A 12159-nucleotide genomic window follows, 5' to 3' on the forward strand; every position below is an offset into this window, starting at 1 on the left:
CACCTAAAAAATCATGAAAATAAACCATAGAACACAAATAATTAAAGCCTTTTTGTTGTCACTTACATTTTTGTTATTTACTGCAAGCGGAGTTCTACAAGCACAAAATACTTGGACTATTGAATCTCAGGAAGACTGGCAAACAAATATGGCTGAGAAATCAAATTTGGAAATCAGCAAAGGAAAAGTGGTTCCTACCTCAAAGGAAGCAATTTTCAAAAGTTCCATGAAAAGATTCACGAAAAAGAGAACTGCAAAATCCATCACTTTTTCTCAATCACCAGAATGGTTAAATTGGGAACCAATTCCAAATGTAGGACCTGCAAACTTAGGTGATGCTCCTGTGGCATTGCAGTTAGGAGATGGAAATTACTGGATGTTTGGTAAATATGATACAAGAAAGGATAATAAACGACCGGAAGATTTTAAGAGTAAGGATACCCTATTAAAAGGTTATGATGTTGTGTTAAAAACCACACATCTTAAAAACCAATTTGATGCTCCAGGAGGATTAAAAAAACCGCAAAGGGGCTATCATGCTTGGCAAAGTATCGATATGAAAAATTGGGTGCATCATGGACCAATATCAGATGCTTCTTCAAGTTGGGTAACCACTGCGGAGTATGTTGATGGAAAGTTTTATTTTTATTACGATTTCCCAAACGATCAAGACCCTCATTTACTTATTGATGACAACTTAACAGATGGTCTTATTGGAAAAAATATGGGCATGGCTTTTAAAGATCCATCAGATGGTTCTGATTGTGCAGTCATTAGAGATTTAGATGGTAATTTTCATATTATAGCTGAAGATTGGTCGCCTATTGATGCTTCTACGCACGCATGGGATTCACCCTTAGCAACTCATGCTGTCAGTAAAGATGGTTTAAATGATTTTAAAATTTTAAACCCTCCAGTAGATGAACGTACCAAACCAACAGGGAAATTTGCTGAATATGCACATCCGCATTGGTATAAGGAAGATCCTGATAACTATCCTGGAAAAGCAGCACCAATGGATATACCTAGACAAAGAATTAAAAAAGGAGATGTCGTTGCTTTTGGTAAATACGAAATCCATGAACCAGAACAGAATGCATTCGGAGATTGGGCTTCGATCTCCATCGGAGGACAGTACTATTTGTTCGCAGATTATGATCCAGCTGGTAATACAGGTGGTAAACACATGAGTGTCGCTTGGTTTACTTCTGATAATATCAATAAACAATTTGAATTTTGTGGTAATATAGGTCAAGGGCATCCAGATCCAGATATCATGTTTGCAGAAGGTAAATATTACTTGCTTACGCAAACAAGAAATGATTATGTAAGTACTGGTCCTTGGGTTGAAACTGTAGAAGTACGTATGGGAGTAGATACTACCAATGATGGACGCATTAATGAGTGGAGTGACTGGCAAGTTGTAAAGGAGCAGTATGATTATATAAAAGGATTTTCTAAGCAGGTTGAAAAAACTCCGGCGCAATTGAATTTTTCAGACTTAGCTGAAGGATATGGTTTTCAATTTGAAGTTAAAATGACGGATACAACGGAAAATGAATCTAAACCCATTTTGGATAAGGTAGTTGTTTCGTTTAAGGAATAAAAAAATAAATAATTTTTTGAAACCAACTATCCTCGAGGCAGAGCCATAGAAGTATTTCGCTGGTTTCATTTTGACCAGAAAAGGTCAAAAACCAAAATTATGTATTTAGATTCCCGTTTTCACGGGAATGACAATTTCAACGGAAACCTCGAGGCAGAGCCTCGAGGAATTCTTTTCGATTAAAACCGAATTTAAGTTTCATAAGATGATGAAAAATATATTAATAGTTCTTGTCGTATTGTTAATAACAGGAAACTCTTTTGCTAAAGATATTTATGTATCACCTAAAGGAGACGATGCTAATTCCGGCACAAAAAACAGTCCTTATTTAAGTTTTGAAAAAGCCTTACAAGACGTAAAAAAATATGCAGGTAACGAAGCCGTAACGGTCTGGTTTTCTTCTGGAGAATACTATCTTAATAAGACTATTGAGATAGGTAGTGATTATTCCGGAACGGAAAAATATCCCGTTATATTTTCAGCTTTATTAGGAGCAAAAGTAATCATCAAAGGCTCTCAGCGATTAGAGCATCTAGAATGGAAAGCCTATAGAAATGGTATTTATCAAGCGCAAGTTCCTGAAGGATTGTCGTTTGACCAATTATTTGTTAATGAAGAACGCCAAATTAGAGCACGATTCCCTAATTATGATTATGAGAATCCACTTCGTGATGGCAAAGGATATCATCAAGTCACAGGCGGTACAGATAAGCGTTATGATACATGGTTTTCATTTGACCCTAAAACATTTTCAGATAAAACATGGAGCAATCCAAAAACAGGAATAGTTCATGGTTTTCAAAGCCATAACTGGGGAAACATGCAGTATAAAATTAATTCAATAAATAAAGAAGCGCATAAAATACTCCTCGATGAAGGTGGTTGGCAACTTCAAAGAACACATGGTATTGGAGGAGAAAAAAGCCATGCTTCTTACTATTTTATTGAAAATATTTTTGAGGAACTTGATGTTGCTGGAGAATGGTTCTTAAATACAGAAACCAATACCCTTTATTATTATCCGATGCAAGGCGTAACATTAAGTGACGTTAAAATTGAAGTTCCTGTTATAAAAGATATGATTCAGTTGAAGGGTACTAAAGAAGCACCTGTGAAAAATATTCAGTTTAAAGGCTTTCATTTTACACAAACCAACTACACGTTTATGGAGCCTTATGAGCCGGTTGCTCGTGGAGATTGGGCAATTCATAGAGGTGGAACCATTTTTATGGAAGGTACAGAAAACCTATTGATTGAAGATTGTAATTTTGAATATGTTGGTGGAAACGGCATATTTATGAGCGCTTATAATCGTAATAATAAAGTAAGCAGTTGTAGGTTTGTCCATACTGGAGAAAGTGCCGTTTGTTTTGTTGGTTCTCCTGAAGCCGTTCGTTTTTATCAAACTTGGGATGATCAATTATTAGAAGGAAAGAGTTGGAATAAAATGCGGGAGCAAATGGATTTAGAAGCAGGTCCAAAAACTCCAGATTATCCAAAAGATTGCGTTGTTGAAAATAGCATCATGCACGATTTTGGTGATGTGGGTAAACAAGTGGCAGGCGTTTACATTTCTATGAGCCATAAAATAACGGCCTCACATAACACTATATACAATTGTCCGCGTGCAGGAATATGTATTAACGATGGTACTTGGGGAGGACACCTTATTGAATTTAATGATATATGGGAAACGGTTAGAGAAACAGGCGAGCATGGGCCTTTTAATTCTTGGGGACGTGAGAGACAATGGAAAGGAGGTAGAGGAACGGATGAGCATTTTATTAAGGAATTGACGCGACTAGATGCTATTGACAATGTGGTTATTCGAAATAACCGAATCGCTAATTACCGTAAATCTATTAGTGCAGGAAATTGGACCATTGATTTAGATGATGGGTCTAGTTACTATGAGATATATAATAATTTAAATTTAGGTTCTACCATTAAACTAAGAGATGGCATGGGACGTAAGGTGTATAACAATATAACCGTAAGTGCAGTTCCATCAGGATGGCATGTATGGCCAGAATATTCAGAAGACGAAATTTATAAAAATATATTTGTGATTTCTGGTACATTGCCCGGGGAAAATAAACCTACACAAAATTTTATTCGTGGTGTAGGATTATCTACGGACGTTAAATGGAGTGAAAATTATGATAATAACACCTATTGGAATGTAAATTATCCTGATAATTTTCACATGTCACCAAATCAGAAAATGGAAGCTTGGAAAAAGGAAGGATACGATCTAAATTCTGTTTCAGCAAACCCAAATTTTGTGGATCCAATCAAGGGGAATTATCAAGTCAAAGAAAATTCACCAGCATTAAAGACAGGTTTTAAAAACTTCCCTATGGATCAGTTCGGTCATCAAATGACTCGTATTTTACCCTTTGGAGGTGATTTTGAAAACGAAATTATCGTAACCTTAAAAGCAGATAATAATGGAGGTAAGAAAGCAAAAGTTTATTTTACTACAGATGGTTCAGAACCCACTATGAATTCAGCAGAATACTTAGAGCCCTTTAAAATAAATAACTCTACGGTTGTAAAAGCTAGAACGTTTAATTCTGATGGAATTCCAGTTGGTTTTACAGCTCAAGTTGCATTTACAAAAGTTGAAAAAGTTACGCATCCTAGTTGGTTAAGCACTTTACTTGTTGGTGAATATCAAGGAGAAAGAATCGATCAAGGAAAAAGTACAGAAACTAGACAAGCACTTGAAAAAGAATTACATGGCGCTTTGTTAATTAATATCGCAGACGATCCTGATTTAATAGATGCAACAGGTGGATATAATTTTGGTTGTTATATTAAGACGTTGGATCCTAAAAAAGGGAAAATGTGGTTGGATGCTGGATTGAACAAAGATTGGGTGATTCAAAAATTAAACAAACATAAAATTTTACATATAGCACATTTACAAAAGTTCCTTAAAGAATATTCAGGACAAACAGTAACGATTACTGCGGTAAGAGATTATGGTTCTAAGGTGTTTGAAGTAAGAATTCCTTAAGTTTATGAGATTAAAATGATGCTTGTTAATGTTGTTATTGCACTAAGTTTATTGAACCATAAACCAAAGCGCCAATAGTACCATTTCCAGAAAGAAGCCCTTCTCTCCATTGGCTAGCAGGAGTAATCATAGTCATACCACGATTGCAGTGCTGATTATCAAATTTAGTTGTTTGATTTTTAGTTTTAGTCTCTGGGGTTGAGAACAAGCAAAAATAATAGGGAGTGCGTTATCACAAATAGTAACGCACTCCCTATTAACTGTTCTCTTAATCATATTAAATATTTTAATTATTATCATTTTGAAGTCAAGCCTACATTATCTCTACTTTTATTGCTTTATAAATTTCGAAAATTGGCTTTCACCGTTTTTAGAAATGACTTTAAAAACATAAATGCCATCATTTAGTATTGAAACATCGAAAGAGGTTTGGTTGCCTTTAAATTCTAATATTTTCTGACCACTCAGATTATAAATGATTGCAGAAGAAATTTCTTTTGATAATTTAAAACTTTGTTTTACTGGGTTTGGATACAAAACAAGATTATTTTCTTCTAAAATATTAGAATTAACACTTAATGTCTCACCTACCAAGTGAGCGCCTTCTGGTCTTACATAAGGAATATAATCTGGTTTTGATGATAGCATCATTCTATCATTTATTTCCTGCATGATTGTCATTTCATCAGGAGTAATAGAACCATCGGTTATTGTAGTACTCCAAGTAATTGCAGCTCCTGCATCCGTAAAAGTTCGTACAAAACGGTAGGCTTGTTCTACTTCAAATATTAAATCGGCTCTTGCTACGCTCCATTGTTGTCTAATAGGTGCGAAATAATGTTTTAAAGTTTGTTTGCTACCATCATAAGAGGACCAAGGATTTTCAGTAATTAGAGGAAACGTAAACTCTTCATATGCCCACGAATTTGGTGGTGCCCCTTGCCCTAAAGGTGTAGGATGACCTGCGGTAAAATCCATATAAGGATCATTGGCTTCTAAGAAAAATACATTATAATCTGTAGGATCTGTATCATCTACGCCGTCAGAGTCTACTTGGATTCGGTTTCCATTAACATCTTTTATATAGGATTTATCAAGATTAGTTGCAATAGCAACATCTGGATCTACGTCTCTAATCATTGCGATAAAAGGAGCTACCTCTGCCGCTGGTAGACTACCTAGGTTATCTACCCAATATCCATCTGCCAAGCCTTTGAATCGTTCAAAATAACCTCTCGCTAATGTTCTCCAACCCAAAGCTTGATCTCCACCAAAGTTTAAATTACAATAATTTTCCCATGCTACTGAAATGGCAGCTTCTGTAGCATCAGAAGATCCTTGAATATTAGAAGGACCACCTCCATTGATATAAAGAATTACTTTTTTTCCTGAATTTTTCAGGATAGAAATTATATCCAGTATTATTTGTTCGTTTGCTAACGAAGGAACCATTGCTGGATGAATTTCATTGGCAACATCTACATAAGGATTATCTCTTAAGGTATAATAATATCCATGTGCTGGATGTGTAAAATTGGTCATAACATAACCAACTGCTGGTAAATTATCTACAATTTGTTGCACGCCTGCTACCCATCCTGAACCGCTTTCGGCGTCCAAATTATAACCTCCAGGAACATTGAATCTAACTCCCCAAGTACCCGATAAAAAGGCGGCTTTAGTTATAATATTTTTATTAGTAACTTTAAAATTATATAATCTAGCTGCCGTAACTCCTGATGAAGTACCTACATCCAAATCAGTTATTTCAAATTTAATAGGCGTTGGTGTAGTTGAAAATGTGACAGCCCCAGCATAAGCAACAGTTAATGCTTGATATGGGGAACCACTCCCATCACCAGAGGCATAGGTAAATGTCTGTGGTGTTTCAGTCCCAACCGTAATTTTTATAGCCATTGTATTTCCTTCGTATTTTCTAAAATCAAAAGAAATAATACCATCAACAGTACCTGATGAAGTTTGAGCATTAAGTTCAAACGTACCGGCAACATCATTAGAATCAGCAACTGCAGCCCTTAATTGAGTATAAACTGATGGATTTCCTCCTTCAGTAATATTAGCAGCCGTACCAGTAGAAACAACCGTTACCAAAGGACCTACCATCTTAAATGTATTATCTACTGCATCCAAAGTTATAGTAGCTTGTGCAAATGCCATTGTGCTAGCAAATAAAAAGGTTGCGAGAATAAGTAATTGTTTAATCATCATATTTAAGAGGTTCAATTAATGGTAATTGTTTAATTACCATTAATCTTGTTAGTTAAAACAAAATTAAATCCAAACACAATATTTCGTTTTGCTTAATTCAGTCAAACACTTGCTTATTCCTTGCTAAAACACTTATAGTAAGCAAAATACTGCAATAACAATATCTTACTAGCTATATTCAATATTATTTTGACCCCATTTATGAAGAGAAACACCCTTGTGGGCGTAAACAAAAAAATCCATCCGTATAAATCACTTTATCAAAATAACCTTTAGAAATTTACTCACCAGAGTCTTTCTTTTTAGACTTACCTTTTTTAGACTTACCTTTTTTAGAATTGTTGTTATTAGAACTTTTGTTTTCTTCACTTTTCCACAAAACAATTCCATCAACATCATTTTTAGATGCAATACCTTCAGTAGTACGACCATTAGCAATATCTTTTTCTAAATGAGCCAGTAATTCTTTGACAATTTCAGGCTTTTTATCATATAAATTAGTCGTTTCAGCGGGGTCTTTTTCCATATCATACAATTGTGCTTTAGGCATATTTCCGGATTGCGCTTCATTTGGTGAAGACCAACCTCCAGAACCTCTTGCTAATAACAATTTCCATTTTCCTTGTCTATACCCAAAATGACCACTAATAGAATGATGTATTACACCTGCTCTTGTAGAAACAATCGGTTTTCCAGATAATGCTGGTAAAAAACTAACACTATCTTCACCACTACCATCTGGCATAGATTTTCCTATAATGGTTGCCACGGTTGCAAAAACATCTGTTAAGCAAATTAATTCCTTGCTTGTAGAACCTGGTTTTACTTTATCCCCCCATTTTAAAATAAAGGGTATACGGTGTCCTCCATCCCATAAATCGGATTTCGAACCACGAAACCCTCCACTTACTAAATGGCCTTGTTTTTCTAAAGCAGGAATCTTAGCGGCTTTGGAACACCCATTATCACTACTAAAAATAACCAGTGTGTTTTTTGATAAACCATTGTCTTCAATCGCTTTCATGATGGCACCAACGGTAGCATCCGTTTGCATCACAAAATCAGCATAATCCCCCATTCCACTTTTTCCTTGCCATTCCTTTGAAGGAACTATTGGTGTATGCGGAGATCCTAAAGGAACATACAGAAAAAAGGGTTTCTTGTCGTTGTTTTTAGATTGATTGTTAATATATGCAACTGATTTTTCCGTTAGTCTTGGCAACATATTAATTTCTTCATCGTGAAGTATGACTTTGTTATTTTCAATCACTGCTTTCATATCACCAGCGTGATGAAATCCATGATAATAATCAAATCCACGATTTACAGGTCCGTCAGGAATTACAGTTCCTACAGGAGGTAGAGCGTCCTTACCCTTCTTTGCAATAGATTTTTTTGTAGTAGGGTCTAAATACTGAAAATTAAGGTGCCATTTACCAATGATTCCTGTATGATACCCTTCTGATTTAAGGAAACTCGCCATCGTAGGACGGTCTTCCACAATTAAATCTGGTGCATAGCCTTGAACAACGCCACTTTGCAACTTAGTTCGCCAACTATAACGCCCCGTCATAAGTCCATAGCGTGTTGGTGTACAAACGGATGCCCCCGCATGAGCATCTGTAAAAATCATTCCTTCACGACCCAATTTATCTATATGAGGTGTTTTAATTTTACTGGTTTCAGGTGCAAGACTTTGCACATCTCCATATCCTAAATCGTCACATAGTATCAATACGATGTTTGGTTTTTGAGGTTTCACTTGAGCTGTAATAGTATAACTTGTGAACCCAAATACTAGTAGTAAGTAGAATGCTGTTTGTATTTTATTTTTCATTTGAATATAGTTGTTAATTGTTTTTATTTAAGGCAAATTCTGCTTGTGGCCAATAACTAGAAATAGGATCATTAGGTTGATTTTCACCTTTTGTCGTTCTTCCATCATTAATTTGTTTGATCAATAATTGTTTTAATTCTTTTACTTTTTCAGGGTATTTTGTTGCTACATCATCTTTTTCAGCGATATCTGTTTTTAAATTGTACAAAATATCATGGTCATCTTTGCTCCTTGATTTCCCTGGTTCTCCCGCTGCATTTACACCTGAATTAGGCGATGCAATCAATTTCCAATCCCCTTTTCTGATGGCGAAAACACCTTCTTTACTATGATGAATAGTCGCTTCTCTTTCGTATTTCCCATTTTGAAGCAATAATGGAAGCATGCTAAAACTGTCTTCTGCTTCATTATCTTTCAAATTATAATTCACTAGATCCGCACAAGTAGCCATAAAATCCGTAGTACAAATAGTAGCATCCGAAACCGAATTGGGTTTAATCATTTTTGGCCATTTTACTAAAAAAGGTACGCGATGACCTCCTTCTAAATAACTTCCTTTGAAACCATTGTATATATAACTTGGGCTATGACCTGCTTTTTTTAACAATGGAAGATTTACTGTCGTTGCACATCCATTATCACTAGTAAAGACAACTAGTGTATTTTCTTCAATTCCTTGTTCTTTTAATGTTTTAAAAATGTCTCCCATTAAATCATCAATCATCATTACAAAATCAGCATACGGATTGATACCACTTTTGCCATCCCATGGTGCAATTGGCAATACTGGATTATGTGGTGCTGGTAATGGTAAATAGATAAAGAAAGGCTTGTCTGACTTAGCGTTATCTTTAATATAAGAAATCGTTTTATTTACAAAATCAGGAAGCACTTGTTCATGCACAAAATCATCTGAAATGGCTCCTTTTATCCAAGTACTATACTCATTTTCACCGCGTTTTCGTTCCGATATACTAGTAGGAAGCATCGATGGTTTATCATTTTCTAAATAGACAAAAGGAGGCATATTTAAAGAAGCGGCTAATGTATAGGAATAATCAAAACCTAAATTATTAGGTCCAAATTTTAACTTTTTGCTATAATCAATTTTAGAGATATCAAGACGATCTTCTCTGTCTGCATAATAGTCAAACTCTTTAGCACCGTCTTTCATAGACCAATTAAGACCTAAATGCCATTTCCCAATACTTGCCGTATTATAGCCTTTATCTTTTAGCATTTTTGCGACTGTCAAACGTCCTTCTTTTATCAAAGTTGGTGAACTTCCCCATAAAACAAATTCTTTCAAAGGCGTTCTCCAATTGTATCTCCCTGTTAAAATACCATATCTGGTAGGCGTACAAACGGATGATGAAGTATGCGCATCGTTAAACTTCAACCCTTCTCTTCCCATTTGATCAAGGTGTGGTGTAGGTATTTTTCCGTTTTCGTTATAAATGGTTAAATCTCCAATACCTAAATCATCTGCCAGGATATAAATAATATTTGGTTTTACCTGCTCTTGGGCTTGTAATGAATTACAAACTAAAAGAAATACTAATATTTTAAGATAATTACTTTTCATTGTTTTTCCCTTTTATAAACTTGTTTCAATTACAAAACCATTTTTATTACTTTTTATCCCGTTTAAATTTACTTCAAGTCCTAATTCTGTTTGCTTCCATTCAACTTCTTTATCACTTCCAAGAACTCTCACATTTTTAACCTCTCCATTCGTTTTATTTAATGACCGAATTAAAATTTTATTTGATGCTGGTACTAGGGATATGGCATATACTTTATTTTCCTTGGCTGTAAACCAAAAATCACTGGTCGTAAAACTACGTTTAAATCCTTTTGAAGCGCGATGTCCCGTTCCATCTAATAGTGTTTCGACCTGACCTTCATTGGCAATTTTCCAACGGGAAGTACCGTAAACAGCTTCTTTATTAGTTGCTATCCAATCTCCCATTTCAATTAAACCGTTAGCACTTGCTTCTGGCACATTACCTTTTCCATCAGGTCCTATATTCAATAAATAATTACCTCCTTTGGATAAAATATCTACAAAATAATACAACAATTCTTGAGTACTTTTCCAATCTGTATCATACACTTTGTATCCCCATGAATTATTAGTCGTACCACAAGTTTCCCAATATTTATCTATCGTTTCATCAGCTGAAGGAATTTTATTGTCTCCCGCATCTAAGTAATCGCCAAAATCCCATCCAACTCTTCTATTCACTAATACATTCGGATTCGTATCATAAACCAATTTATAGAATTGGAACGATTGGTCTTCATTTATCAATCCTTCACCATCAAACCAAATCAAACGTAATTTTGGCAACAAATTTATAAGCTCTTTTACTTGAGGCATCGCTTTTGTTTTAAAATAATCCGCATGTGAATTTGGACTTGGATCCCATAAATTTTTACCAGAATCATGGGTAAAGACGCCTAACGAATCGTTCACTTTTTTGACATTCGCATAATTCCCATCACCACCGTCATTCCAATCATTTCCATGTGAATAATACACTCCAAAATCAAGTCCTTCACTCAAACAAGCATCGTATAATTCTTTGACCGCATCTGCTTTATAGGGTGTGGCATCTACCATATCATAATTTGAAACTTTAGAATCAAATAAAGAAAAACCGTCATGGTGTTTTGAGGTTATGACCACATATTTCATTCCTGCTTTCTTTGCTAGTTTAGCAATATTCTCAGCAAAAGATTTATCTGGATTGAATGTTTTTGCTAATTCAGCGTACTCCGCTCTAGGAATTTGAAAAGCATGCATCAACCATTCGGCTACTTTTGGTCCTTCAAAAGGAGCGTCGTTAATTCGAGTGCCTTTCCACATACCTCCTGCTTGAGAATACAATCCCCAATGGATGAACATTCCAAACTTCGCTTCTTTAAACCATTTTAAAGCGGCTTGTTTTTCTGGTGATTCATGCATTTTTAACCATTGTTCATGATATTGTCCTGAACCTAGTGGGTTTTTATAATGAGGAATAATCCTGATTTGTTTGAAATCAGTATCGGTATCAATGGTGAAAACGTGTTTTCCCATTTTACTAAATTTAATAGTCTTTTTAAATTCCGCAATTAGTTGTCCGTTGTATGTTTTATAACTTTGATTTAAAGCATCAACAGCCTCTTGGTCATCCATCGTTATTGTTGCTGATTTTGCGTTTATTGGAAAATCCTTTTCAAAAACAACTTGCACCATATATTCAATTGGATTTCCTTTTTCAAATTCCCAAGAATAGATCGTTCCTGTTTTGGTCGCGTCTTCTTTATTAAGTAGTATCCAGTTTTTTGTTTGGTCAAAAACTACTTCTTTTGATTCACTTCCTTTGAGTTTATTGATGCATCCAAATACGATTAAAAATAAGGTTACAAATAAACAGGTGATTATTATTTTCTTTTTCATATTGATAAAAGGCTATT

Annotated in this window: 7 protein-coding genes; 2 read left to right on the top strand and 5 right to left on the bottom strand. The window is 35.1% G+C overall.

The window, feature by feature from the left end; all coding sequences use genetic code 11:
* Positions 1 to 13: 13 nt before the first annotated feature.
* Together EV196_RS03650 and EV196_RS03655 are read left to right on the top strand one after the other, a co-directional pair.
* Positions 14 to 1606 carry a glycoside hydrolase family protein gene (locus tag EV196_RS03650; protein WP_132215035.1) on the top strand — a complete coding sequence of 531 codons (1593 nt, stop codon included), beginning with the start codon at positions 14 to 16 and terminating at the stop codon, positions 1604 to 1606.
* Positions 1607 to 1811: 205 nt separating this feature from the next.
* Positions 1812 to 4628 (top strand): chitobiase/beta-hexosaminidase C-terminal domain-containing protein, encoded by a 2817-nt coding sequence (locus tag EV196_RS03655; RefSeq protein WP_165876093.1) that lies wholly within the window; start codon positions 1812 to 1814, stop codon positions 4626 to 4628.
* Positions 4629 to 4662: 34 nt separating this feature from the next.
* Here EV196_RS03655 and EV196_RS20030 read toward each other — a convergent pair whose 3' ends face one another.
* The 5 genes from EV196_RS20030 to EV196_RS03675 form a co-directional block, all read right to left on the bottom strand.
* Positions 4663 to 4836, bottom strand: a complete 174-nt coding sequence (locus tag EV196_RS20030; RefSeq protein WP_207902808.1) for a hypothetical protein — start codon at positions 4834 to 4836, stop codon at positions 4663 to 4665.
* A 122-nt stretch (positions 4837 to 4958) separates the two neighbouring features.
* Positions 4959 to 6857, bottom strand: coding sequence for a T9SS type A sorting domain-containing protein (locus EV196_RS03660; protein ID WP_132215039.1), 1899 nt, complete (start codon positions 6855 to 6857; stop codon positions 4959 to 4961).
* A gap of 280 nt (positions 6858 to 7137) precedes the next feature.
* Positions 7138 to 8694, bottom strand: coding sequence for a sulfatase family protein (locus tag EV196_RS03665; protein ID WP_132215041.1), 1557 nt, complete (start codon positions 8692 to 8694; stop codon positions 7138 to 7140).
* Between the two features lie 13 nt (positions 8695 to 8707).
* On the bottom strand, positions 8708 to 10279 hold the full coding sequence (locus tag EV196_RS03670; RefSeq protein WP_132215043.1) for a sulfatase family protein: 1572 nt from the start codon (positions 10277 to 10279) through the stop codon (positions 8708 to 8710).
* A 12-nt stretch (positions 10280 to 10291) separates the two neighbouring features.
* The gene (locus EV196_RS03675; protein ID WP_132215045.1) at positions 10292 to 12142 is read right to left on the bottom strand and encodes an alpha-L-fucosidase; all 1851 of its coding nucleotides are present in this window, start codon (positions 12140 to 12142) and stop codon (positions 10292 to 10294) included.
* Positions 12143 to 12159: the final 17 nt, after the last annotated feature.

The sequence above is a fragment of the Mariniflexile fucanivorans genome (assembly GCF_004341235.1).
Taxonomy (GTDB): Bacteria; Bacteroidota; Bacteroidia; order Flavobacteriales; family Flavobacteriaceae; genus Mariniflexile; species Mariniflexile fucanivorans.

Excerpts from the sequence above, each read along its gene's own strand:
- EV196_RS03650 (WP_132215035.1), top strand. The coding sequence starts at position 14 with ATGAAAATAAACCATAGAACACAAATAATTAAAGCCTTTTTGTTGTCA.
- EV196_RS03655 (WP_165876093.1), top strand. The coding sequence starts at position 1,812 with ATGATGAAAAATATATTAATAGTTCTTGTCGTATTGTTAATAACAGGA.
- EV196_RS03660 (WP_132215039.1), bottom strand. The coding sequence starts at position 6,857 with ATGATGATTAAACAATTACTTATTCTCGCAACCTTTTTATTTGCTAGC.
- EV196_RS03665 (WP_132215041.1), bottom strand. The coding sequence starts at position 8,694 with ATGAAAAATAAAATACAAACAGCATTCTACTTACTACTAGTATTTGGG.
- EV196_RS03670 (WP_132215043.1), bottom strand. The coding sequence starts at position 10,279 with ATGAAAAGTAATTATCTTAAAATATTAGTATTTCTTTTAGTTTGTAAT.
- EV196_RS03675 (WP_132215045.1), bottom strand. The coding sequence starts at position 12,142 with ATGAAAAAGAAAATAATAATCACCTGTTTATTTGTAACCTTATTTTTA.